Annotated in this window: 19 protein-coding genes; 9 read left to right on the forward strand and 10 right to left on the reverse strand. The window is 66.5% G+C overall.

Annotation, left to right across the window (positions count from 1 at the left end; all coding sequences use genetic code 11):
* Positions 1 to 62: 62 nt before the first annotated feature.
* The 3 genes from IAE41_RS04985 to IAE41_RS04995 form a co-directional block, all read right to left on the reverse strand.
* Positions 63 to 3050 (reverse strand): TonB-dependent receptor, encoded by a 2988-nt coding sequence (locus IAE41_RS04985; RefSeq protein ID WP_200732314.1) that lies wholly within the window; start codon positions 3048 to 3050, stop codon positions 63 to 65.
* Positions 3051 to 3426: 376 nt separating this feature from the next.
* Positions 3427 to 6306, reverse strand: coding sequence for a TonB-dependent receptor (locus IAE41_RS04990; RefSeq protein ID WP_200732315.1), 2880 nt, complete (start codon positions 6304 to 6306; stop codon positions 3427 to 3429).
* A gap of 189 nt (positions 6307 to 6495) precedes the next feature.
* Complete coding sequence (locus IAE41_RS04995; RefSeq protein WP_200732316.1) at positions 6496 to 8517, reverse strand: prolyl oligopeptidase family serine peptidase; 2022 nt, start codon at positions 8515 to 8517, stop codon at positions 6496 to 6498.
* 186 nt (positions 8518 to 8703) lie between these two features.
* Between IAE41_RS04995 and apbC the strand changes: the two genes are divergently transcribed.
* Both apbC and dcd read left to right on the forward strand, forming a co-directional pair.
* Positions 8704 to 9558, forward strand: coding sequence for an iron-sulfur cluster carrier protein ApbC (gene apbC / locus IAE41_RS05000; RefSeq protein WP_108758114.1), 855 nt, complete (start codon positions 8704 to 8706; stop codon positions 9556 to 9558).
* 78 nt (positions 9559 to 9636) lie between these two features.
* The gene (gene dcd / locus IAE41_RS05005) at positions 9637 to 10209 is read left to right on the forward strand and encodes a dCTP deaminase (RefSeq protein ID WP_079222647.1); all 573 of its coding nucleotides are present in this window, start codon (positions 9637 to 9639) and stop codon (positions 10207 to 10209) included.
* 69 nt (positions 10210 to 10278) lie between these two features.
* Here the strand turns inward: dcd and IAE41_RS05010 are convergent, their stop codons facing one another.
* From IAE41_RS05010 to IAE41_RS05020, 3 genes are read right to left on the reverse strand one after another with little or no spacing between them, the layout of a single operon-like run.
* Positions 10279 to 10446 (reverse strand): DUF5668 domain-containing protein, encoded by a 168-nt coding sequence (locus IAE41_RS05010; RefSeq protein WP_174208692.1) that lies wholly within the window; start codon positions 10444 to 10446, stop codon positions 10279 to 10281.
* Between the two features lie 15 nt (positions 10447 to 10461).
* Positions 10462 to 10884 carry an HIT family protein gene (locus IAE41_RS05015; RefSeq protein WP_079222646.1) on the reverse strand — a complete coding sequence of 141 codons (423 nt, stop codon included), beginning with the start codon at positions 10882 to 10884 and terminating at the stop codon, positions 10462 to 10464.
* Positions 10881 to 11552 carry a dienelactone hydrolase family protein gene (locus IAE41_RS05020; RefSeq protein ID WP_079222645.1) on the reverse strand — a complete coding sequence of 224 codons (672 nt, stop codon included), beginning with the start codon at positions 11550 to 11552 and terminating at the stop codon, positions 10881 to 10883. The genes IAE41_RS05015 and IAE41_RS05020 overlap by 4 nt, the downstream gene beginning before the upstream one ends.
* A gap of 205 nt (positions 11553 to 11757) precedes the next feature.
* Between IAE41_RS05020 and rimO the strand changes: the two genes are divergently transcribed.
* Both rimO and IAE41_RS05030 read left to right on the forward strand, forming a co-directional pair.
* Entirely contained in the window at positions 11758 to 13119 is a 1362-nt protein-coding gene (gene rimO, locus IAE41_RS05025) for a 30S ribosomal protein S12 methylthiotransferase RimO (RefSeq protein WP_200732317.1), read from the forward strand.
* On the forward strand, positions 13116 to 13952 hold the full coding sequence (locus IAE41_RS05030; RefSeq protein ID WP_200732318.1) for a DUF3025 domain-containing protein: 837 nt from the start codon (positions 13116 to 13118) through the stop codon (positions 13950 to 13952). Before rimO ends, IAE41_RS05030 begins: the two co-directional genes overlap by 4 nt.
* A gap of 148 nt (positions 13953 to 14100) precedes the next feature.
* Here the strand turns inward: IAE41_RS05030 and greB are convergent, their stop codons facing one another.
* Together greB and IAE41_RS05040 are read right to left on the reverse strand one after the other, a co-directional pair.
* Positions 14101 to 14607 carry a transcription elongation factor GreB gene (gene greB / locus IAE41_RS05035; RefSeq protein ID WP_079222642.1) on the reverse strand — a complete coding sequence of 169 codons (507 nt, stop codon included), beginning with the start codon at positions 14605 to 14607 and terminating at the stop codon, positions 14101 to 14103.
* Positions 14608 to 14658: 51 nt separating this feature from the next.
* Positions 14659 to 16164: a helicase HerA-like domain-containing protein gene (locus tag IAE41_RS05040; RefSeq protein WP_108747104.1), complete on the reverse strand. Its 1506-nt coding sequence runs from the start codon at positions 16162 to 16164 to the stop codon at positions 14659 to 14661.
* A gap of 123 nt (positions 16165 to 16287) precedes the next feature.
* Here IAE41_RS05040 and IAE41_RS05045 point away from each other — a divergent pair, with 123 nt between their 5' ends.
* Together IAE41_RS05045 and IAE41_RS05050 are read left to right on the forward strand one after the other, a co-directional pair.
* Complete coding sequence (locus tag IAE41_RS05045; protein WP_108758117.1) at positions 16288 to 17895, forward strand: transglycosylase SLT domain-containing protein; 1608 nt, start codon at positions 16288 to 16290, stop codon at positions 17893 to 17895.
* Positions 17896 to 17913: 18 nt separating this feature from the next.
* Entirely contained in the window at positions 17914 to 18261 is a 348-nt protein-coding gene (locus IAE41_RS05050) for a ribonuclease E inhibitor RraB (RefSeq protein ID WP_200732319.1), read from the forward strand.
* 140 nt (positions 18262 to 18401) lie between these two features.
* Here IAE41_RS05050 and asd read toward each other — a convergent pair whose 3' ends face one another.
* Positions 18402 to 19244 (reverse strand): archaetidylserine decarboxylase, encoded by an 843-nt coding sequence (gene asd, locus IAE41_RS05055; RefSeq protein ID WP_079222638.1) that lies wholly within the window; start codon positions 19242 to 19244, stop codon positions 18402 to 18404.
* Complete coding sequence (locus IAE41_RS05060; RefSeq protein ID WP_108747100.1) at positions 19241 to 19891, reverse strand: SCO family protein; 651 nt, start codon at positions 19889 to 19891, stop codon at positions 19241 to 19243. The genes asd and IAE41_RS05060 overlap by 4 nt, the downstream gene beginning before the upstream one ends.
* Positions 19892 to 20013: 122 nt before the next feature.
* Here IAE41_RS05060 and prmB point away from each other — a divergent pair, with 122 nt between their 5' ends.
* The 3 genes from prmB to IAE41_RS05075 are packed head-to-tail and all read left to right on the forward strand — an operon-like array spanning position 20014 to position 23073.
* A complete protein-coding gene (prmB, locus tag IAE41_RS05065) occupies positions 20014 to 20943 on the forward strand; it encodes a 50S ribosomal protein L3 N(5)-glutamine methyltransferase (RefSeq protein ID WP_108770725.1) in 930 nt (309 codons plus the stop codon).
* Positions 20940 to 22043, forward strand: coding sequence for a chorismate synthase (aroC, locus tag IAE41_RS05070; protein ID WP_079222636.1), 1104 nt, complete (start codon positions 20940 to 20942; stop codon positions 22041 to 22043). Before prmB ends, aroC begins: the two co-directional genes overlap by 4 nt.
* Entirely contained in the window at positions 22036 to 23073 is a 1038-nt protein-coding gene (locus tag IAE41_RS05075) for a D-glycerate dehydrogenase (protein WP_079222635.1), read from the forward strand. The genes aroC and IAE41_RS05075 overlap by 8 nt, the downstream gene beginning before the upstream one ends.
* The last annotated feature ends 29 nt before the right edge of the window (positions 23074 to 23102 follow it).

Raw genomic sequence — 23102 nt, forward strand, 5'->3', positions numbered from 1 at the left:
CAGATACGGAAAAGGAAAGGGCGGCTTGCGCCGCCCTTTCCGGGTACTGCCTTGAAGCGCTATCAGAACTTGTACGAGGCGCCCATGTAGAAGTAGCGGCCCACGTTGTCATACAGCGCCGAACCCACGTCCGAACCGAAGTAGTTCACCGGCGGATCCTTGTCGAAGGCGTTGTCGATGCCCAGGTACACGTCGATCTTGTCGCCCGGGAAGCGATAGCCGAACTGGAAGTTGTTGTACACGTAGGAACCGTTTCGGATCGGGCTCTGCGAACCGGGGTTGCTGTTGTAGCTGTCCGGGGTCACGCGCAGATTGCCGTCCACGTAGGTCATGTCCCACGACGCACGCCACTGGCCCAGCGAGTACTTGGTCTGCAACTGGGCGCGCCAGCGCGGATCGGTCACGTAGGTGACGTACTCGGTGTATTCATCCGGGAAGTCCTGGAAGGCCCATTCGCGGGACTGCAGCAGACGGGTACCAACGAAGCGCACCACGGTATCGCCGCCGGCCAGCTTGAAGCGGTAGTCCATTTCCAGGTCGACACCGATGCGGCGCGAGCGGGCCAGGTTTTCGTTCAGCGCGGTCCAGCGGGTGATCGAGTACTCGGGGAAGGCGCGGCCCGTGGCGTCGGTGAAGCCGCCAACCGGTGCACGCACGATCTGGTCACAGAACGCGTTGCCCACGCCCCCCGGCGAATCGACGCAGCGGGTTGCATTGGTCTGCGCGGTCACTGCACCGATGGCGTCCTTCAGGTTGATGTTCCAGTAGTCGATCGACATGCCGAACCCTTGCAGGAACTCCGGCTGCCACACCAGACCGTAGGTGAAGCTGCGAGCGCGCTCGGGCTTCAGGTCCGGGTTGCCGCCGCTCACGCCGGGGCGGCTGGCAGTGTAGGTGTCGACCCAACCCACCGGAATGCCCAGCGCCGAGCAGTTGGCCTGGCGCAGCGCCGGATCCTTGGCGGTGGACGGACGGTTGCTGTTGGTCACCAGGTAGTTGCAGGGGTCGGCGACGGTTGCGAAGTTCTCGCTCTGCGGGTTGTACAGCTCACCGATGCTCGGTGCGCGCACGGCCTGCGACAGGGTACCGCGCGCACGCAGGGACGGGATGATGGTCCAGTCCAGGCCGACCTTCCAGGTGGTGGTCTTGCCGATGCTGCTGTAGTCGGACCAGCGACCGGCGGCATCCATCGTCAGGTTGTAGATACCCGGGATGTCGGCCAGCAGCGGCACGGTGGTTTCCACGAACGCTTCACGCACGTCGTACTTGCCGGCGCGGTTGGGAATGGCGTTGAGGAAGGTCAGGCCCTGTGCGGCCAGCGGATCGGTGATTTCGCGGCTCTTCTCGCGGCGGTATTCCACGCCACCGGCCACGCCCACGTCACCGGCCGGCAGGCTGAACAGCGAGCCATTGGCAACCGATGCGCTGAACACGCTCTGCTGGATGCGCGAGAAGTTGTACGAATTGACGTTCATCCAGTCGCGCGCGGCCTGGGTGACCTGGCCATTGCCCAGCACGCTGAACGGAACGCACCCGTCACGGCCAAATGCCGAGTAGACGCGGCCGGTGTGCGGATTGATGGCGTTCGGGTCCAGGGTGGTGCGGCAGGTAACCTGGCCGGTGGCCGGGTCGATCACGGCGTCCAGGCCAGCCTGCCAACGCTCGTTGATGCGGTTGTTCAGGTTCCAGCGCTTGACCTCGCTCTGGCCCCAGTTGCCGTACACATCGTAGGTCCAGTTCTCGCTCAGGTTGCCTTCCATGCCGAACACGAAGCGCTGGGTGTTGCGCTCCACGTGCTCGCCGCGCTGGCCGGCATCGACGTTGAAACGGTTCAGCGTGAGCGACGAGGCGCCGTTGGCCAGCATCAGCGCACGCAGTTCCGGCGACACGAATGCGTTGTCACGCTGGATGCGGATGGTGGTATCGAACGACGGCTGGGCCAGGAAGTCCGACTCGGTCTCGGTGTACTTGCCTTCGAAGTACAGGCGGTGGTTGTCGGTCAGATCGAAGTTGACGATCGTGTTCACGCTCTTGCGATCGAACTCCGGCTGCAGGTCAGCCACGGCGTTCAGATCGGCGAAGTCGCAGTTGGTGCAGCTGCTGTTGCTGACCACGATGCCGTCGTAACGCTGCTTGCGGAACGTGCCATCCGGGTTGAACTGGTAGCGGTTGCCCCAAGTGGCCGGATTGCTGGCACTGAAGGTGCCCAGGGTGAACGTACCGCCGTAGGAGATCGAGTGGTTGCCGCCCGGGCCGCTCAGCACGGTCTGCGGGTTGCTTTCGCTCGGCGGCTTGGAGGAGTCGTAGTTCGGGTTCGGAACCGAGACCAGGTACTCGCGGCCGATGGCACGGTCGGTGCGCACGAAGCGGTCCTGCTTGCTGTATTCCAGCGCGATGGCGGCGTTGCCGCGGCCACCGGCGAAATCGGTGCCGGCCGACACGCTGACGAACGAGCGGTTGAAGCCGCCTTCATCGGCCATGCCGGTCTGGCCACGGATTTCCGCGCCGTCGAAGGACTTCTTCATGATGAAGTTGACCACGCCGGCCACGGCGTCGGCGCCGTACACGGCCGAGGCGCCGCCGGTGATGACTTCCACGCGCTCGATCCATTCCACCGGAATGGTGTTCACGTCCACCGAGGTCGAACCGGAGGTCGCACCCACGTGGCGGCGGCCGTTGACCAGCACCAGCGTGCGCGAGGTGCCCAAGCCGCGCAGGTCCAGCAGGCCTACGCCGGCGGTACCGATGAAGCGGGTGGAGTTGCCCAGCGTGTAGCTCGGGGTCAGCGCCGGCATGCGGGTCATCAGGTCGCCGATGTTGTTCGCGCCGGTGGCGCGGATTTCTTCGGCAGTGATGGCCGTCACCGGAGAGGGGGTGACGAAGCCGGTGCGCGCGATACGCGAGCCGGTCACGCTGATGCGGTCCAGATCAACCGGATTGGAGCCCGGGCTGGCTTCCTGCGCCAGGACGGGGACGGCGGCGGCGGCCATGAGGCCGGCCAGCAGGGCGCAGGTCAGCGGGTGGCGACCGGGCGTGCGGTGAATCGTCATGCGTGAAACCCCCTAATGGATGTGAATGCTGGCTTCCGTGCCATGGTTCTGTGTTTGTTCATGTGTCGTCCTGACTTGACTCGAACCTAACATGGCCTTAACGGGAAATGCATGTTTTCATCACGCATTGACGCACTTCGTGTCCCAGTTGTTCATCAAATTGCAACAAATACAGTGGCTTAGTCTCAGTTGTGATGGTTACGTCTGTAAGCCAACAATGGAGATGAATAGGGGGTTAAGCGAAGCTTTGCGCAGAAGTGGCGTGGGCTTTGCGCAAGCTGGCGTGTCGCGTGTCTGTCCGCGCGTCGGCTGCCGGGCTGAAGACAAAAGAAAAGGGCGGCCAAAGCCGCCCTTTTCATGTTGACGTTGTCGCCGGTCAGAACTTGTAGGAAACCCGGGCGAAGAACGTACGGCCGTACCAGTCGTACTGCGACGCGTACAGCGGGGTGTTGCCGTAGCGGGTACCGGCGGTGTTGGAAATCAGGTCCGGTGCCTTGTCGAGCAGGTTGCGCACGCCGACCATCAGGCTCCAGTCGTCCATGTTGTAGGCCACCGAGACGTTGTGGCGGAACTGCCAGCCGGCCTTGATGTCGCGCGTTGCGTTCTGGTAGCCGGAGTAGGTGAAGGTCCGGTCCAGATCCTTGTTCTGCGTGCTGCTGTTGTAGACGCCCTGCCAGTTGAAGGCCCAGTCACCGCGTTCCAGGCTCACGCTGGCCAGGCCGACGGTCTTCGGACGGCCGATGTAGCCCACTTGGTCGGAGGTGGTGAAGCCGCTGTCAGCTGCCGAATCGAACAGCTGGTAGGTGTCTTCCAGCGTGTAGGTGACCTGCGCTTCGGCGGACAACTTGCCGAAGGCGAAGTCGTTGTCGTAGTTGATCTGCAGGTCGTAGCCGCGGGTACGCTCGCGGTTGATGTTCACGTACTGGTTGTAGATGGTGGTGATCTGGTTCGGGTTGGCCGGATCGGTCGGGCTGTTGCGCACCAGGTTGTTGCAGAACGAGTTCGGGTACACGGCCGAACCGTAGCAGCCGAACACGATGTCGTATTCGTCAAGCTGGGTGATTTCGCCGCGCACGTCGTAGTCGAAGTAGTCCAGCGCGATGTTCAGGTTGGCGAAGGTCGGGGTCCACACCAGGCCCAGGGTCTTGGCCTTGGAGGTTTCCGGTTTCAGCTGGCCAGCGCCGCCACCGGAATAGATGGTGGCACTGCCACCGCCGCCGGCGTAGGTTTCCGGAATGCCAGCAGCACCGCAGTTGGCGCGCAGGAAGTCGTTGTTGCTGTCGCCCCACAGGATGCAGGGGTCGATCTGGTTCTGGGCCAGGAAGCCGGTCTGGTTGCCCAGGTACAGCTCATACAGGCCCGGCGCACGGTAGGAGGTGCCCATGGTGCCGCGGACGCGCAGCGAGGGGACGATCTGCCAGTTCACGCCGGTCTTCCAGACCTTGTCCGAACCCGACACGGAGTCATATTCGAACACGCGGCCGGACAGGTTGACCGACAGCGATTCGATGCCCGGAATGCCCTTCAGCAGCGGCACGTCCACTTCGGCAAAGGCTTCCTTCACCTTGTCGGTGCCCTTGGTGATGTCGGCGGTGCTGGAACCCCAGATGTTGCCCGAGCGCGAGAACTCCGACGGGGTGTCGTTGATCTTGTACTTGCGGAACTCGACGCCGAAGGCCGAGGCGACGTCGCCGGCTGGCAGCGTGAACAGGTTGCCGCTGAGGATGGCGTTCGCGCTGGTCTGTTCGTACACGGTGTTGCCAGTGTGGTACCGGCCGATCGCGTTCACCAGCTCGTCCATGCGCTGGCCGCTCAGGAAGCCGGCGTTGAAGTAGTCAACCGGCATGTCGCCGCTGTTGTCGTAGGACAGATCACCCGTGCGCGTCGCATCGATGGCCAGCGCACCGTAATCGCCGCTCGAGCGGCTGTAGCCGGCATTGATTTCCCAGGCCCAGCTCTCGGTGGACTTGAACTGGCCATCGAACTTGGTGGTGCCGTAGAAGTAGTCGACGGTGATCTTCTGGTCGCTCGGGAACGGCATGATGACCTGGAAGAGGTCATCGGCCGCTTCGCTGTACACGATCGGGAAGAACTGGCGCCAGGAGTGCGCCTTGGTCTCGCGGCGGTTGTACAGGAACTGCGTCTTCCAGTTGAAGCTGTCGAAGCTGAAATCGGTGGCGGCGTACAGCGTGGCGCGTTCGCGCTGGTTGATCACTTCCTGGTCATGGTAGAACGGGTAGTTCAGCACGTCCTCGTAATAGGCCGTACCACCGTTGGCGTAGGTGGGGGTCGGGCGCGGACGCGGGCGGTAGCCCGGGAACGGACCGACAGTGCTGCCATCGGGCGAGGGCACGTAGCGGATCGCCGAGTTGTTGTAGTTGATGATGGTATTGGCGTACAGGTTGCCGGTGCTGCAGCCTGCCAGGTCGGTGCCGGCCAGGATCGAACGATCCTCGCGGTCGATACGCTTGCCGTCAGTGCCCCACACCATGTCCTGGGCGCAGGAGAAGAAGTCACGGTCGCCCACGGTCAGGGCGTTCAGGCGGTCCCACTGGGCCGCAGCAACGATGCTGCCCTTCTCGAAGTTCCAGCCGTTGGCGATCGAGGCAGAGAACTGCTCGCCGCCGCCGTGCTGCGGAACGCTCATGGAGTAGGTCATCTCCGGGCGGTCGATGCTCTTCTTGGTGATCAGGTTGACCACGCCGGCCAGAGCGTCCGAGCCGTAGATGGAGGACGAGCCGTCCTTCACGATTTCAATGCGCTGCAGGATGGCCTGCGGAATGACGTTCAGGTCGAATGAGCCGACCTGGCCGCGGGTACCGGCCGGGCCGGGGCGCTGGCCGTCGAGCAGGACCAGGGTGCGGTTGGCGCCCAGGCCACGCAGCGAGACGGTCTGCACGCCGGTGCCGCCTTCGACGACGAAGCCGCCGAACTGGTTGTTCATCTGGGTCGAGCCAGCGGCGATCGCCGAGGTCTGCAGGAAGTCAGCGGTGTCGAACTGACCGGAGGCGATGCCCTTTTCGATCGAGATGACCTGCACCGGCGAGGTGGTTTCGTACTCCGGGCGCTTGATGAGCGAACCGGTGACGCTGATGGCATCCAGGTTGGTGGCGTTCTTGGACGCGCTGCTCGACGTGGTCGTCGGCTGCTGCGGTTCCGCTTCCTGGGCAAAGACCGGCGCGGCCTGCAGGCATGCGAGGACGGCGAGGGTCAATGGGACGCGGCTTGGCTTGATCTGGCGATTGGCGGTGCGCATTTCGGTTGGATCCCCACTTGTTATGCTTCGGTTAAGCGAGTGTAAGTAGGGCGTTAGCTAAATGCAATATGAATATGAAAATTTATAACTCGTTGTTTTTAAAAGATATCCGGGGCTTTTGAAGCAAAAAAACCCTCTCGGTTCAGGATCGAGAGGGTTTTTCTTCACATCTTTGTGTTAACGGTGAAATCAGAGGCCGCCGGGGCCGCAGTCGTTCTTCAGGAACGATTCGATCAGGCCCAGCGTCTCGCGCTGCTGGCGCGGGTACCACGGCATGCTGTGCTGCTGGTCGGCGATCAGGTGGAACTTCGCCGGCACCTTGCCTTTGACCGCGTCGTAGAAGCCCTGTGCGTGGAACGAGGGCGTGCGCACGTCGCGGTCACCGACGAAGAGCATGACCGGGATGTTGGCCGACGCGGTGTTGCGCATCGGATCCATGCCCTTGACGGTCTGCCCCTGCAGGATGCGCTGCAGGCGGTTGTCGCTCCACGACGTGCCCAGGCGGGCCAGATCGGTCACCGGCGCACCAGCGATGGCGCACTGGTACGGCGAGTTCGGTCGCACCGTCGCCGCAGCAGCGGCGAAACCACCGTAGGAGTAGCCGAAGATCGCGATGCGGTCCTTGGCAGCGAAGCCCTGCGACACCAGCCAGGCGGCACCGTCGTCGTTGTCGTCGGACATCTTCTGGCCCCATTCGCGGTCGCCTGCGATCCACAGCTCGCGACCCAGGCCCGACGAACCGCGGTACTGCGGGCGAAGCACCGCGTAGCCGCGCGAAGTCAGCAGTGCGATCCAGCCCGAGGCGTCCCATTGCACGTAGTCGCGCGCCCAGGGGCCGCCATGCGGGTTGACGATGGCCGGCGGTGCCGGGTCGCCGTCCTTCCAGCCCTGCGGCAGGTCCAGGATGGCGGGAATCTCGCGCCCGTCGCGGGCCTTGTAGGTGACCCAGCGCTCTTCGCCGGTGGCGCCCTTGGCGATCCATGGGCGCTCGCTGCCCAGGCTGACCACATTCTTGCGGTCCAGCAGCAGGAAGTAGCTGGTGGGCGCATCAGGGCCGACGGCGCGGAACAGGATGCGCGAGAAATCATCGTTGTAGCGGGCGATTTCCACCTGGCGGCCGCCGGCGGCCTGCTTCAGCGTGTCCTGGATCGACTTCAGGGTCGGGTCCACGTACACCGTCTGCGCGCTGGGGCCATCGATGGTGAAGCCCACGACCTGGTTGAAGGTCTTCGGCTGGGTGCTGAACACCAGGCTGGCGATGGAGAAGTTCGGGTTGGCCAGGACAGGCTCGGGGTCGAACTTCTGCAGCTTTGCGTCGTAGAGATGGACCTGGACCTTGTCCGAGAACAGGTCGGTCAGGATGTAGTACTTGCCGGTGGCGTCATCCACGCCGGCCAGCTCCACCGTGTGCCGGTTGGACAGCTTGGACAGCAGGGGCTTCTGCAGCACGAACTGGCCGGACGACGGGTCCAGGATCAGCACCTGCTGCTCGTAGTCGCCGCTGACCGGTTCGATCTGTGCCTTGGCCAGCACCTTGCCGGTGCGCGCGTCGAACAGCGCGGGCTGGGCACGCGTACCGCCGCGGAACAGCAGCTCGGTTTCCTTGGTCTTGAGGTTGTACAGATAGTAGTTGGCGGTCAGCGAGATTTCGCTCAGCTGGCGGATGATCACCCGGTCCGGATCCAGCGGCAGCATGTTGACCAGCGACGCGGTGCCACCCAGTTCAAGGCAGCGCTGGGTCTGCTCACTGACGCCCAGCTTGCGGGTGTTGTCGGCGAAGGCTTCGCCGAAATCCTTCTGGGTCGTGTCGGTCAGGTAGGTCTTGACCACGAAGGTCTTGGTCGCGCCGGAAACACTGCCTTCGCCACAGCCGCCCAGCTGGCCGGTCCATTCCTGGCGGCCGACAGCGAGGATGCGATCGGATTTCAGCGCCGCGGCGGCGATGAACTTCATGCGGTCGCCGGACGGTGTGACCACCTTCGGGCCGCCGGACAGGCTGTCGGTGTCCCAGCTGGCCAGCGCGGTTTCTTCCGGATTGGCCGGGGACGGGATCAGTGCGACCAGATGCTTGCCGTCAGGGCTCATCGAAACCGACTGCAGCGCCGGCAGGCGCGCCAGGTCTTCAATGGGGACGGGGGCGGCGTGGGCAGAGGTGCCGGCCAGGGCCAGGGCCAGGGCGGTACCCAGGCGGAAGCGGGGAATCACGTGCATTTCTTGTCCTTGGGCTGCGCGTTGATCGAGGTCGAAAGCTGACTGATTGGTGAACGGATTCGGACGGTAGCAGATGTTCGGTAGGCGCGTCAGTGCCAACCGGAGGGCGTTCATTGCCTGGCCCGGTGGGTCCAACTTGTATGATGGGAGGTTGCCAGTCCCCACGAACCGCTTCCGGAGTCCGCAGTGAACAGCCCCGCCCGTCGTCCCCATGCCAGCCAGGTACAGAAGGGCCTGTCGCCCCATGCGCGCATCCGCAACGTGATCGCGGTGGGTTCGGGCAAAGGGGGCGTCGGCAAGTCCACCACCTCGGTGAACCTGGCCGTGGCCCTGCAGCAGCTCGGTGCCCGCGTAGGCGTGCTGGACGCGGACATCTACGGCCCCAGCGTGCCGGCCATGCTCGGCCTGTCCGGCCGCCCGGAAAGCCCGGACAACAAGAGCATCGAACCGATGCGTGCGTTCGGCGTGGACACCATGTCCATCGGCTACCTGGTGGAAGACGAGACGCCGCTGATCATGCGCGCGCCGCGGGCGACCGCTGCGCTCACCCAGCTGTTCGAAGACACGCTGTGGGACGACCTGGACTACCTGCTGATCGACCTGCCGCCGGGTACCGGTGACATCCAGCTGACCCTGGTGCAGAAGATCCCGCTGGCCGGTGCGGTCATCGTCACCACGCCGCAGGACATCGCCACGCTGGATGCGAAGAAGGCGCTGAAGATGTTCGAGAAGGTGGAGGTGCCGGTGCTGGGCATCGTCGAGAACATGGCCGTGCACACCTGCAGCAACTGTGGCCACGTCGAACACCTGTTCGGCGAGGGCGGTGGCGAGCGCATGGCTGCGCAGTACGGCGTGCCGCTGCTGGGGTCGCTGCCGCTGCAGATCGATATCCGCGAACAGGGCGACGCCGGCAGCCCGATCACCGTCGCCCAGCCCGATTCGACCGCCGCCCAGGCGTATCGCCGGGCCGCCGAGCGCCTGGTGGAGGAAGTGGGCAAGCGCCCGCGGGCGTCGATCCAGATCCTGTCCTCGCTGCTCTGAGGCAGCCACCGCGGGGCTGCGGCGTGGTTGCCCGGCCCCCTGCTAGAATCCACGCGCCCCTCGCACCCAGGACAAAGCATGAGCATCAAGAGTGACCGTTGGATCCGCCGTATGTCCGAGCAGCACGGCATGATCGAGCCGTTCGAGGCCGGGCAGGTGAAGCATGCCAACGGTGAGCGCATCGTCAGCTACGGCACCTCCAGCTATGGTTACGACGTGCGCTGCTCGCGCGAGTTCAAGGTGTTCACCAACATCAACTCCACGATCGTCGACCCCAAGCACTTCGATCCGGGCAGCTTCGTGGACATCGTCGGTGATGAGTGCATCATCCCGCCCAACAGCTTCGCGCTGGCCCGCACGGTGGAATACTTCCGCATCCCGCGCGACACCCTGGTGGTGTGCCTGGGCAAGAGCACCTATGCCCGCTGCGGCATCATCGTCAACGTGACCCCGCTGGAACCGGAGTGGGAAGGCCACGTAACCCTGGAATTCAGCAACACCACGCCGCTGCCGGCGCGCATCTACGCCAACGAAGGCGTGGCCCAGATGCTGTTCTTCCAGGCGGCGGCTGACGATGTCTGCGAAACCTCGTACAAGGACCGCGGCGGCAAGTACCAGGGCCAGACCGGCGTGACCCTGCCGCGTACCTGAGCAACCTGTCGGTAGCGCCGGGCCATGCCCGGCGTTGGCCAGATTCGCCGGGCGTGGCCCGGCGCTACCTTATTTGCCGCGTCCGAACAGCATCGCGATGCCGACGCCGACCAGGCCGACCGGCCACCAGGTCAGGAACAGCTTGGAAACATTCAGGTGCGTCCAGCCCAGGTTGCTGGCGAGCATGAACAAGCCGATCAGGATCAGCAGGATGGCGGCGACAAGATTGAATCGCATCGGGTCGTCAAAGGCTCAGGGGTGGGCCGGATATCCTAGCCGTTCCTTCCAGTAGGCGACATGCTGGTCCAGCGCGGCCGGCTCGTAACGGTGCGCTGGCCCGCTGCCCCAGACCGGGCCGGGCCAGGCCGGATCGCCGTCGTGGCGGCCGATCACGTGGAAATGCAGCTGGCGCACGATGTTGCCCAGTGCCCCGATGTTGATCTTCTCCACCCCGTCCGAGCCATGCAGGGCCTTGCAGGCGCGGTTGAGTTCGGTGCGCAGCTTGTCCTGCTGCTCGCCGTCCAGCTCGATCCACTCGGTGATCCCGGCCAGGCGCGGCACCAGGACCAGCCAGGGGAATCGTTCGTCGTTCATCAACCGCACTTGCGACAACGGTCCTTCAGCAACCAGCACGCTGTCGGTGGCCAGGCGTGAATCCAGTTCGAAATCGCTCATCCAAGATGCTCCGTGAAGAAATCGAGGGTGCGTTGCAGCGCCAGGGCGGCGCTGTCTGGATCATACGCATGTCCGACCTCCCGGTTGAAGGCGTGGTCGGCCGGATAGACGTAGGTGGCCATCTGCGGCAGCTTCTCGCGGTGGGCCTGCACGGCCTCCGGCGGGATGCTCTTGTCCTGGGCGCCGAAGTGGAAGATCACCGGGGCCTTCGGCGTTTCGTCGAGGAAATTGACGTTGCGGCCGCCGTAGTAGCTGGCCGACGGCAGGCCCAGGCGCATCGCCGCCAGCAGGGCCACGCTGCCGCCCCAGCAGTAGCCGACGGTGCCGACCTTGCCGTAGGGGGCCAGGCGCGTCGCCGCCGCGCGCACCACTTCCAGCGCCTTCTCCATGCCCAGGGTGTTGACCCGCTCCAGGCCGTCCTTCACGCCCTCGGGGCTGTAGGGCAGGGCGTCGGGGTCGGACTCCGGGCCATCGACCAGATCGAAGAACGACGGCGCCAGCACCGCGTAGCCTTCGGCGGCGAAGCGCTCGGCGACCCCGCGCATGTGCGCGTTGACCCCGAAGATTTCCTGTATGACCACCAGCGCCGCGCGCGGCTTGCCTTCGGGCAGGACCTGCCAGGCGCGGACCGGGCCATGATGCGTATCCAGGGTGATCCATTCGGACATCGTCGGGTACCTCGTTGCAGGGGACAGGCCTGCATTGTCGACGCTGGCCGGGTTAGCGGCGTGTCAGCGGCTGTGCCCGATCAGGCGGCTGGCCGTTCAGAGCCCGGCCACCAACCCCGGTATACTGGCGCCCTTTCAGGCCCCGGCCCCCAGGACCCCCTGCCATGCCGGCAGGGGCCCAGGCCCCCAGAGTCCCGCGATTTCCATGTCCCAGCTGAACCCCAAAGTCGGCTTCGTCAGCCTTGGCTGCCCGAAGGCCCTTGTCGATTCCGAGCGCATCCTCACCCAGCTCCGCTCGGAAGGTTATGACATCGTCCCGTCCTACGATTCGGCCGACGTGGTGGTGGTCAACACCTGCGGCTTCATCGATTCGGCGGTGACCGAGTCGCTGGACGCCATCGGCGAGGCGATGAACCAGAACGGCAAGGTCATCGTCACCGGCTGCCTGGGCAAGCGCCCGGAGCAGATCCGCGAGGCGTACCCGAACGTGCTGGCGGTGTCCGGCCCGCAGGACTACCAGAGCGTGATGGAAGCGGTGCACGAAGCGCTGCCGCCCAGGCACGACCCGTTCGTGGACCTGGTGCCGGACTACGGCATCAAGCTGACCCCGCGCCACTACGCGTACCTGAAGATTTCCGAAGGCTGCAACCACAAGTGCAGCTTCTGCATCATCCCGTCGATGCGCGGCAAGCTGGTCTCGCGCCCGGTGGATGAGGTGCTGCGCGAAGCCGAGCGCCTGGTGCGCGGCGGCGTGCGCGAACTGCTGGTGGTTTCGCAGGACACCTCGGCCTATGGCGTGGACGTGAAGTACGCCGAGAAGATGTGGCGCGACAAGGCCTACCAGACCCGCCTGAAGGCGCTGTGCGAAGGCCTGTCCGAACTCGATGCCTGGGTGCGCATGCACTACGTCTACCCGTACCCGCACGTGGACGAGGTGGTGCCGCTGATGGCGGAAAACCGGATCCTGCCGTACCTGGACATTCCGTTCCAGCACGCCAGCCCGCGCATCCTGCGCCTGATGAAGCGCCCCGGTGCGGTCGAGAAGACCCTCGAGCGCGTGCAGAACTGGCGCCGCATCGCCCCGGACATCACCGTGCGCTCGACCTTCATCGTCGGCTTCCCGGGCGAGACCGAGGCCGAGTTCGAAGAACTGCTGTCGTTCCTGGACGAAGCGCAGCTGGACCGCGTGGGCGCGTTTGCCTATTCGCCGGTCGAGGGCGCCACCGCCAACGACCTGCCGGACGCGGTGCCGGAAGAAGTGAAGCAGGAGCGCCTGGCGCGCTTCATGGAAAAGCAGGCGCAGATTTCCGCTGCACGCCTGGAAGCCAAGATCGGCACCGTGCAGCAGTGCCTGGTCGATGCCATCGAAGGCGATATCGCCGTGGCCCGTTCCAAGGCCGATGCCCCGGAAATCGATGGCCTGGTGCACATCCAGAATGCCGACCAGGTGCCGCTGCGCGTGGGCGAGTTCGTCGACGTGGAAATCACCGAGAGCGACGAGCACGACCTGTACGGTGACGCGCTGCCCAGCGCTGCCCGCCCGGCGTTCGACCTCAAGGTGCTGTGACCGCAGCGACGGCCGCCGGCGGCGACGCAGGCGGCCCTCGTCGCTTCATCCCGCCACTGCGTGCGGCGGTTGATGCGCGGGTGTTCGACCATCCGCTGTTTGCCGGCGTGCGCGGTTTCGCCGATCTGCTGGCCGGACCCGGGTGGCCGGCCGTCTCAGCGCTGGATGCCCGGCTGGCGCTGCCGGGCGTGCAGCTGGTGGAGCAGGATGCGGCGCTGCTGGCCGACGGCCTGCACTACGAAACCCGTATTGCCCAAGGCCGCATCGCCACCCGCGCGGACAACTGGCATGACCTGTTCAACGCACTGGTCTGGGCCAGCCTGCCGTCGCTCAAGCGCGCGCTCAATGCCCAGCAGTGCCGGCACATCGCGGCGATGGCGCCCGGCCAGCGCAACCGCGCGCAGGCCGCGCTGACCCAGTTCGATGAAACCGGTGTGGTCGTGCAGGTGCGCGATCCGGCCGTGCTGGCCGCGTGGGATGCACATGACTGGCGCGCGCTGTTTGAACCATCGCACTGGCAGGGCGGCGGCATCGGCATCGTGGCGGTGTTCGGCCACGCGCTGATGGAACAGACGCTGCTGCCGGGCCGGTTGCTGGTGGGCAAGTGCGTGCTGGTGCAGGCTCAAGAGGAAGCCGCGTGTATCGACACGGTGGCGCGCGCCATCGGCGAGGGCAGGGTGCTGGGTGATCCGCTGCAGCTGCGGCCGCTGCCGTTGGCAGGTATTCCCGGCTGGCATGAGCAGCAGGATGACGCCTTCTACGGCAACGCCGATTATTTCCGCCCGCTGCGCCCCGGCCGCCAGTACCCGCCGCCGCTGCCTCTGCTTCGGTAGAGTCGACTGTTGGTAGAGTCGACTGTTGGTAGAGTCGACTGTTAGTCGACTACATTGCCCTTGGGTCCATGAAAACCCCCGCGCTGCGCGCGATAGTCGACTAACAGTCGACTCTACCAACAGCGGCGCAGTCGACCGACCGTCGACGTTACGGCGCTGCGTACTCCACGCCGATCACCGCGAACGTGAACTGCCCACCGGGCAGCTCCACTGCGAACTCGTCATCGATGCGCTTCTTCAGCAGCGCCCGCGCCAGCGGCGAGTCGATGCTGATCCAGCCCAGCCCTGCATCGGTCTCGTCCGGGCCGACGATGCGATAGCGGCTGGTTTCGCCACTGTCCACGTTCTCCAGCTCCACCCACGCCCCGAAGAACACCGCCTGCGGGTCGGTCGGCGTGGTGTCGACCACGCGCAGCGATTCCAGGCGCTTGGTCAGGTAGCGCACGCGGCGGTCGATTTCGCCCAGCTGCTTCTTGCGGTAGGTGTACTCGGCATTCTCCGAGCGGTCGCCCTCGGCAGCGGCAGCAGCCAGCGCCTTCACCACCTCCGGGCGGCGCACGCGCCACAGGTCATCCAGTTCGGCTTTCAGCCGGGCGTGGCCGGCGGCAGTGATCAGGGCGGTGCTTTTTTCTGCGGGGGGACGCCAGCGGGACATGCAGTACGACTTCTTTCCTGGGTGACGAATGGGGAGCGGGGCAGCAGCAGATCAGCGCTTGCCGCCGAAGATGCCGCCGAGGATGCCACGCACGATCTGGTTGCCCAGCTTGGTGCCGACGGTGCGCGTGGTCTGCTTGGCCATGGTTTCGATCATGCCCTGGCGGCGCTTGGTGCCGAAGATCGCATCCTTGATCGATTGGCCGAAGCCGCCTTCCTGTGCGTCATCCTGTTCGCGGCTGCGGGCGGCCGGGGCTGCGGCTTTCTCGGTGGCCTTCTGCGCGCGCTGGGCCAGCAGCTCGGCTGCCGATTCACGGTTCACCGCGGTGTCGTAACGGGTGCCGACCGGGCTGCCCGCACGCACCTGCGCGCGCTCGGCCTCGGTGATCGGCCCCATGCGGCAGCGCGGCGGGGCGATCATCGTCTGCTGCACCGGCATCGGCACGCCCTTGTCCTGCAGCGTGGATACCAGTGCCTCGCCGGTGCCGAGCTGGCTGAGCACCTTGGCCACGTCCAGCTTCGGGTTCGGCACGAAGGTCTCGGCGGCGGTCTTCACCGCCTTCTGGTCGCGCGGGGTGAAGGCGCGCAGCGCATGCTGCACGCGGTTGCCGAGCTGGCCGAGGATGTTGCCCGGCACGTCGTCGGGGAACTGCGAGCAGAAGTACACGCCCACGCCCTTGGAGCGGATCAGCCGCACCACCTGCTCGATGCGCTGCACCAGCGAGGCCGGCGCGTCGTCGAACAGCAGGTGCGCCTCGTCGAAGATGAAGACCAGCTTTGGCTTGTCCAGATCGCCCACTTCGGGCAGCTGCTCGAACAGTTCCGACAGCAGCCACAGCAGGAAGGTGGAATAGAGCTTGGGCTTGAGCACCAGCTGGTCGGCGGCGAGGATGCCGACCACGCCGCGGCCGTCGTGGTTGACCCGCATGAGGTCGGCCAGTTCCAGCGCCGGTTCGCCGAAGAAGCCTTCGCCGCCGTCCTGGGCCAAACGCAGCACCGCGCGCTGGATGGCGGCGATCGACTGCGCGCTGACCAGGCCGTACTCGGTGGAGATGTCCTTGCGCTCCTCGGCCACCAGGCCGAGCAGGGCGCGCAGGTCATCCATGTCCAGCAGCAGCAGACCGCGGTCGTCGGCCAGCTTGAAGACGATGTCGAGCACGCCGGCCTGGGTGTCGTTCAACTCCAGGATGCGCGCCAGCAGGGTCGGGCCCATTTCGCTGATGGTGGTGCGCACCGGGTGGCCGAGCTTGCCGTAGAGATCCCAGAACACGGTGGGGCTGGCGGCCGGGGCATAGTCGGCCACGCCGATCTCGGCGGCGCGCTGCAGCAGCGCATCGGCACCGGTACCGGGCACGGCCAGGCCGGACACATCGCCCTTCACATCGGCCAGGAACACCGGCACGCCCAGCCGCGAGAAACCCTCGGCCAGGGTCATCAGGGTCACGGTCTTGCCGGTGCCGGTGGCGCCGGCGACCAGGCCATGGCGGTTGCCGAGTTTCGGCAGCAGGGTGACGGCCACATCATCGGTGATGCCTTTGCCCAGCAGAATCGGATCCATGGTCCAGCCCTTGTGGTGAATGCGCCCAATGTTAACCGGCGACGGTGGCGGGCCGACGGCCGGGTTGCCCGGACCTTGGCGGCCCCGCTACTCTGCCTGCCTGTTTCGCACACAGTGCCACCAATGCCCGTTCCTGTCCTGATTTCCCGTGGTTGGCCGCTGCTGGCACTTGCCGGCCTGGTATCCCTGGCGCCCGACGCCCATGCGCAGCGTGTCTCGGCGCGGGACCAGGCGAAGGCCGAGGCGTTGCAGCAGCGCATGGCCACCGCCGAGAAACGCTACAGCGATGCCCTGCTGCTGGTCGCCAATTCCGACCCGAAGGGCAGCAACGAAGCCGACGCCGCGCTGGAGGACATGGAAGATGTCATCAGCGAATGCGTGAAGCAGAAGGGCTGCCAGATGAGCAACATGCTGGCCACCTACAAGCGCCTGCTCAAGCGTGATGCCGACGCGGCCGCCAGCGATGACGCCGCCGATGAAAGCGGCGACCGCCTGGAAGCCGACCCGGACCACGTCGGCCCGCTCACCGCCGATGTGCCCGAGGCGGCCCGCGCCGCGGCCCTGCTCAATGACAAGCGTCATGCCTTCGACAACATGGTCGATTACAACCCGGCCGTGCAGGCGGGCATCCGCCGCTGGCTGACCGACATGCGCCCGGCGCTGCTGACCAGCTACGAGAACTACCAGAACCTGCGCGCGGTGATGTGGCCCGAGTGGGAAAAACGCGGCCTGCCCGAAGCGCTGCTGTTCGGCATCATGGCCAAGGAATCCAATGGCCGCGTGCATGCCTCCTCGCGCGCTGGCGCTGCCGGCCTGATGCAGTTCATGCCCGCCACCGGCCGCCGCTTCGGGCTGGGCCCGGACGGCACCGGCTTCGATACGCGCTTTGACGCGCGCAGTGCCGCCGAAGCCAGCGCCAGCTATCTCAACGAACGCCTGCGCGAACTGAACAACAACGTGGAAATGTCGGTGGCCGCCTACAACGGCGGCGAAGGCCGCGCCGCGCGCGTGTTCAAGCAGAGCGGCGGGCAGAGCTTCTGGACCGACAGCGTCTACAACCAGTTCCCCGGCGAGACCAAGGACTACGTGCCGATGGTGATCGCTGCCGCCTGGATCTTCCTGCACCCGCAGCAGTACGGCGTGGAGTTCCCGAAGATCAGCGCGCAGCCGGCGACGCTGCGCCTGGCCAAGTCCACCACCATCTACGAGCTGACCATCTGCCTGGGCAGCCACGGCACCCGTGATGGCTACATGCGCGTGCTGCGCAACCTCAACCCGCGCTATGAAGCCGATGGCTGGATTCCGGCCGGCACGCTGATCAATGCCACCACCCGCATTGCCGGCCTGTACCAGCGCAACTGCGTCAGCGGCCCGCGCGCGGACCTCGCCCGCACCCTCATCACCGCCGACCTGAACGCGGCCATCGTGCGCCCGACCGCCGCCAGCTACACCGGCAGCGTGGCGGTGGGTGGCGTCGTGCCGCTGGCCGACCCGAACGCCAGTACCACGGTGCCGACCGCACCGAGCGCGCCGGTGGCTGCGCCGCGTCCGGCTGCGCCCAGGGCCAAGCCTGCCAAGACCTACAAGGTCGGCAAGGGCGACACCCTGGGCCGCATCGCGGCGAAGTTCCAGTGCGAAGTGCCGACCCTGGCGCGCGCCAACGGCCTGAAGGCCCCCAGCTACAGCCTGCGCCCCGGCCAGGTGCTGAAGCTGCAGGGCTGCGACAAGTAACCGAACCGGAAGAGAGCCATGGACCTGGAAGCAACCCGCGATCTGTTCGCCAACCTGCGCGAGAACACCGACTGGGATCTCGCCACGCCCCTGCTGTGGGGCTATTACTTCGTGCACTCCACCCCGGACCGCCTGCAGGCGCTGGCGGCCACCCTGGAAGCCCAGGGCTATGAGGTGGTGGAGCTGTTCGAGCAGGAGCCGGAGGAGGGCGATGCGCCCTTCCACGTGCTGCACGTGGAGCGCGTGGAAATCCACGACGAGACCTCGCTGGACCTGCGCAACCAGGAGCTGGCCGCCCTGGCCAGCCAGACCGGCGTGGAAGACTACGACGGCGTCGACGTCGGCCCGGCCCCGACCCTGCAGTAGTGCCGGCCGCTGGCCGGCATCGCGGTGGATCCATCCACGCACGGCGTGGATCTACCGGCCCGGTGGTGAATCCATCCACGCACGGCGTGGATCTACCGACCCGGTAGTGCCGGCCGCTGGCCGGCATTGTTGCCGCTTCCTCAGCGCAGCTTCGCCAGCGCCTGGCCCAGCTGCACCGGGCTTTCGGCGCCCAGCTGCGGCGCGAACTCGGCCACGCCCGGCGGCAGCAGCACGATCACGGTCGAGCCGTAGTTGAAGCGCGCCATTTCGGCGAAGCGCTCCAGCTGGATGCCCTGGCCACGATAATCCTTGCGGGTGATGCGGTCGCCGTAGGCCGGGATTTCTTCGCCGCTCCACACCGTTTCCACCCCGGACACCAGCAGCGCACCGACCATCACGCTGACCATCGGGCCGAAGCTGGTATCGAAGTGGCAGACCAGGCGCTCGTTGCGGGCAAACAGGCGCGGCACGCCGTTCACCGCGGCCGGGCCGACGCTGAACAGGCGGCCGGGCACGTGCACGGTCTCGCGCAGTGTGCCGGTCCAGGGCATGTGCACGCGGTGGTAGTCACGCGGGGACAGGTACACCGTGGCGTACAGGCCGTCGTTGTACGGCTTGGCGTCCTCCTCGCTGCCCAGCAGCTCGGCGGCGGTGAAGGACTGGCCCTTGGCCTGGAAGATGCGGCCGGCCTCGATCTTCCCCAGCTGGCTGATGCGGCCGTCGGCCGGCATCACCAGGCTGCGCGGATCGGCGTCGGCCACGCGTGCGCCCGGCTTCAGGGCGCGGGTGAAGAACTGGTTGAAGGTCGGGTAGCTGCGCGGATCGGGGTTGGCCGCTTCGTCGAGGTTGACGTTGAACTTGCGGGTGACCGTATCGATCAGCCAGCGCGACACGCGCGGGTCGTCCGAGTACGCCAGCGAGCGCGCCATCGAGGACAGCAGGCGGTGGGGCAGGGCGTACGTCAGGGCGGTGGTCAGGCTCATGGGGCGGATTTCTCGGTCAGCTTCTGCAGGTCGCGGGCGATGGCCGGCGCGTTGAACGGGGGCCGCACCAGGCCGGCAAGCCGGCCCTGCGGGTCGAGCACGGCCAGGCTGGCCGAGTGCTCGACGGTGTAATCCTCGGGATTCTCGTCGAAATGCTTGCCCGGCACCTTCTGGAACACGAAGCCCAGCGAGGTGGCGAAGCGCTCCAGCGACGGGATGTCGGCGGTGGCGGCCAGGGTGTCCTTGTGGAAGCCGTGCACGTACTCGCCCAGGCGGGTGGCGTTGTCACGGTCCGGGTCCACCGAAACGAACAGCACGCGCGGGCGCAGAGTGTCGGGCAGGGCCTCCCACTGGTTCTGCGCACCGGCCAGCTCGGCCAGGGTGGTCGGGCACACGTCCGGGCAGAAGGTGAAGCCCAGGAACACCAGGGTCCAGTGGCCCTTCAGCTCGCCGGGGATGAGCCGGGTGCCATCGGACTGGGCCAGGTTGAAGTCGGGCAGCTCGCGGGTGTGCGGGTACAGGGTGATCGCTTCGGTGGCCGGCTGGTTGGCCGGCGGCTTCGGCGCGAACACCTGCTGCGCGGCCAGCAGGCCCAGGCCCGCCGCCAGGGCGATCAGCAGGATGATGCCGACGTTGCGATTGAACATGGGAGCCCCCGCAGGAAGTAATCCCCATCATACCGGCTGCAGCCTGATCGTTTCCGTCGCAACGGATGCCGCCGCGGGCGCCAGCCCCTATAATCGTGGGCCACTTTGCCCGCAGTACCGCCATGACCGCTGAAACGGCCGCCGAACTCCACACGATCATCGACCTGATCCGCTACGGCACCAGCCGTTTCAACGAAGCCGGGCTGACCTTCGGGCACAGCTACGACAACGCCCTGGACGAGGCCACCCAGCTGGTGCTGCACAGCCTGCACCTGCCGCACGACCTCGGCCCGGCCTACGGCCAGGCACGCCTGCTGCAGGCCGAGAAGGTCCGCGTGCTGGAGCTGTTCCAGCGCCGCATCGACGAGCGCGTCCCGGCCGCCTACCTGACCGGTGAAGCCTGGTTCGCCGGCCTCAGCTTCAAGAGTGATTCGCGCGCCCTGGTGCCGCGTTCGCCGATCGCCGAGCTGATCGAGTGCGGCTTCGAGCCGTGGCTGGCCGGCCGTGACGTCAGCCGCGCGCTGGACCTGTGCACTGGTTCGGGCTGCATCGCCATCGCCATGGGCCACTACTACCCGAACTGGGAAGTGGACGGCGTCGACCTGAGCGATGACGCGCTGTCGCTGGCCGAAGAGAACAAGGAACGCCTGCAGGCGCACAACGTCACCCTGCTGAAGTCGGACCTGTTCAACGGCCTGACCGGGCGCCACTACGACCTCATCGTCACCAACCCGCCGTACGTCACCAACGACGAGACCGATGCCCTGCCGCAGGAATACTCCTACGAGCCGGAAATGGGCCTGCGTGCCGGCGATGACGGCCTGGACCTGGTGCTGAAGATCCTGCGCGACGCCCCGCTGCACCTGAGCGAGGACGGCCTGCTGATCTGCGAAGTGGGGGAATCCGAACAGCACCTGATCAAGCTGCTGCCGGAAGTCGATTTCGCCTGGGTTGAATTCAAGGTCGGCCAGATGGGCATCTTCGCGGTCGAATGCCGCGAGCTGATCGCCCACAGCGCCCGCATCACCGAACTGGCGGCGCAGCGCCCGTGAGTTCCAATTCGTTCGGCAAGCTGTTCACCGTCACCACGTTCGGCGAGTCGCACGGGCCGGCCATCGGCTGCGTGCTCGACGGTTGCCCGCCGGGGCTGGCGCTGGATGCGGCCGAATTCGCCCACGACCTGCAGCGCCGCGCCACCGGCAAGAGCCGGCACACCTCGGCGCGCCGCGAGGCCGACGAAGTCGAGATCCTGTCTGGCGTGTACGAGGGCCTGACCACCGGCACCCCGATCGCGCTGCTGATCCGCAACACCGACCAGCGCAGCAAGGATTACGCCAACATCGGCCAGCAGTTCCGGCCGGGCCATGCCGACTACAGCTACTGGCACAAGTACGGCATCCGCGACCCGCGCGGTGGCGGCCGTTCTTCCGCGCGCGAGACCACCATGCGCGTGGCCGCCGGCGTGGTCGCCAAGAAGTGGCTGGCCGAACGCTTCGGCGTGACCGTGCGTGGCTACCTGTCGCAGCTGGGCGAGATCCGTCCGGCCGGTTTCGACTGGTCGGCGGTGGAAGACAATCCGTTCTTCTGGCCGCATGCCGAACAGGTGCCCGAGCTGGAGGCGTACATGGATGCGCTGCGCAAGTCCGGTGATTCGGTCGGTGCGCGCGTGGACGTGGTGGCCGACAACGTGCCGCCGGGTTGGGGCGAACCCATCTACGGCAAGCTCGACGGCGATCTCGCCGCCGCGCTGATGAGCATCAATGCAGTGAAGGGCGTGGAGATCGGCGACGGCTTCGCCAGCGCCGCGCAGAAGGGCACCGAACACCGTGACCTGCTGACCCCGCAGGGGTTTGCCAGCAACCATGCCGGCGGCATCCTCGGTGGCATTTCCACCGGCCAGCCGGTGGTCGCGTCCATCGTCCTCAAGCCGACCTCCAGCCTGCGCCTGCCGGGCCCGTCGCTGGATACCGAAGGCAACGTGGTCGAGGTGGTCACCACCGGCCGCCACGACCCCTGCGTCGGCATCCGCGCCACGCCCATCGCCGAGGCGATGATGGCCCTGGTGCTGATGGACCAGGCGCTGCGCCACCGCGCCCAGTGCGGCGATGTCGGCACCATCACCCCGCGCATTCCCGGGCAGATCGATGGCTGATACCCGGCCGACGGTGTGGGTGAGCCAGCCGCTGATCGACGCGGCCATCGCGCCGCTGCGCGATCGCGTGCAGCTGCTGGCCACCGATACCGTCACCGCCTGGTCGCCGCAGCAGATCGCCGAGCGCCTGGCCTCGGTCGACGGCGCGATCATCACCCTCAACGAGCGCATCGGCGCGGCCCAGGTGGCCGATGCCGCGCAGCTGCAGGTGATCGCCAACGTCGGCGTCGGCTACAACAACCTGGATGTCGACGCGCTGAGCGCGGCCGGCATCCTCGCCAGCAACACCCCGGACGTGCTCACCGAGACCACGGCCGACCTCGGTTTCGCCCTGCTGATGGCCACTGCGCGCCGCATCACCGAATCCGAGCGCTGGCTGCGTGACGGGCAGTGGGGCCAGTGGTCGTTCCAGACCATGCTCGGCGCCGACATTCACGGCAGCACGCTGGGCATCCTCGGCATGGGCCGCATCGGCCAAGGCATCGCCCGCCGGGGTGCACACGGGTTCGGCATGAAGGTGCTGTACCACAACCGTTCGCGCCTGCCGGCCGAGACCGAAGCGGCACTGGGCGCGACCTACGTGGACCTGGACACGTTGCTGGCGCAGTCCGACCACCTGGTCACCGTGCTGCCGTACACCCCCGCCTCGCACCACATCATCGATGCGGCCGCGCTGGCGAAGATGAAGCCGTCGGCCACCCTGGTGAACATCGCCCGCGGCGGCATCGTCGACGAGTTGGCCCTGGCCGATGCGCTGGCCCATGGCCGCCTGGCCGCCGCCGGCCTGGATGTCTACGAAGGCGAACCGAAGGTGCGCCCGGAACTGCTGGCGCTGCGCAACGTGGTGCTGACCCCGCATATCGGCAGCGCCTCGCTGGGTACCCGTACCGCCATGGTGCAGCTGGCCGTGGACAACCTGCTGGCCGGCCTCGGCCTGGCCGGCGAAGCAGCGCGCATGCCGAGCGCGATCAATGCCGACGCGGCCCTCGCCGCGCGTGCCGCGCTGGGCAAAAAAACCGGGAAACGATAGGGAACCTCTGCGCGCCCCGCCTGAGGAGG

This window comes from Stenotrophomonas sp. S39 (assembly GCF_016624665.1).
In the GTDB taxonomy this organism is placed as follows: Bacteria; Pseudomonadota; Gammaproteobacteria; order Xanthomonadales; family Xanthomonadaceae; genus Stenotrophomonas.

Bases quoted from the DNA above. Each gene is read 5' to 3' on its own strand.
- IAE41_RS04990 (WP_200732315.1), bottom strand. From the start codon at position 6,306: ATGCGCACCGCCAATCGCCAGATCAAGCCAAGCCGCGTCCCATTGACC.
- IAE41_RS04985 (WP_200732314.1), bottom strand. From the start codon at position 3,050: ATGACGATTCACCGCACGCCCGGTCGCCACCCGCTGACCTGCGCCCTG.
- dcd (WP_079222647.1), top strand. From the start codon at position 9,637: ATGAGCATCAAGAGTGACCGTTGGATCCGCCGTATGTCCGAGCAGCAC.
- IAE41_RS05045 (WP_108758117.1), top strand. From the start codon at position 16,288: ATGCCCGTTCCTGTCCTGATTTCCCGTGGTTGGCCGCTGCTGGCACTT.
- prmB (WP_108770725.1), top strand. From the start codon at position 20,014: ATGACCGCTGAAACGGCCGCCGAACTCCACACGATCATCGACCTGATC.
- IAE41_RS05015 (WP_079222646.1), bottom strand. From the start codon at position 10,884: ATGAGCGATTTCGAACTGGATTCACGCCTGGCCACCGACAGCGTGCTG.
- IAE41_RS05020 (WP_079222645.1), bottom strand. From the start codon at position 11,552: ATGTCCGAATGGATCACCCTGGATACGCATCATGGCCCGGTCCGCGCC.
- IAE41_RS05075 (WP_079222635.1), top strand. From the start codon at position 22,036: ATGGCTGATACCCGGCCGACGGTGTGGGTGAGCCAGCCGCTGATCGAC.
- IAE41_RS05050 (WP_200732319.1), top strand. From the start codon at position 17,914: ATGGACCTGGAAGCAACCCGCGATCTGTTCGCCAACCTGCGCGAGAAC.
- IAE41_RS05010 (WP_174208692.1), bottom strand. From the start codon at position 10,446: ATGCGATTCAATCTTGTCGCCGCCATCCTGCTGATCCTGATCGGCTTG.
- IAE41_RS05040 (WP_108747104.1), bottom strand. From the start codon at position 16,164: ATGGATCCGATTCTGCTGGGCAAAGGCATCACCGATGATGTGGCCGTC.
- asd (WP_079222638.1), bottom strand. From the start codon at position 19,244: ATGAGCCTGACCACCGCCCTGACGTACGCCCTGCCCCACCGCCTGCTG.
- greB (WP_079222642.1), bottom strand. From the start codon at position 14,607: ATGTCCCGCTGGCGTCCCCCCGCAGAAAAAAGCACCGCCCTGATCACT.
- IAE41_RS04995 (WP_200732316.1), bottom strand. From the start codon at position 8,517: ATGCACGTGATTCCCCGCTTCCGCCTGGGTACCGCCCTGGCCCTGGCC.
- IAE41_RS05060 (WP_108747100.1), bottom strand. From the start codon at position 19,891: ATGTTCAATCGCAACGTCGGCATCATCCTGCTGATCGCCCTGGCGGCG.
- rimO (WP_200732317.1), top strand. From the start codon at position 11,758: ATGTCCCAGCTGAACCCCAAAGTCGGCTTCGTCAGCCTTGGCTGCCCG.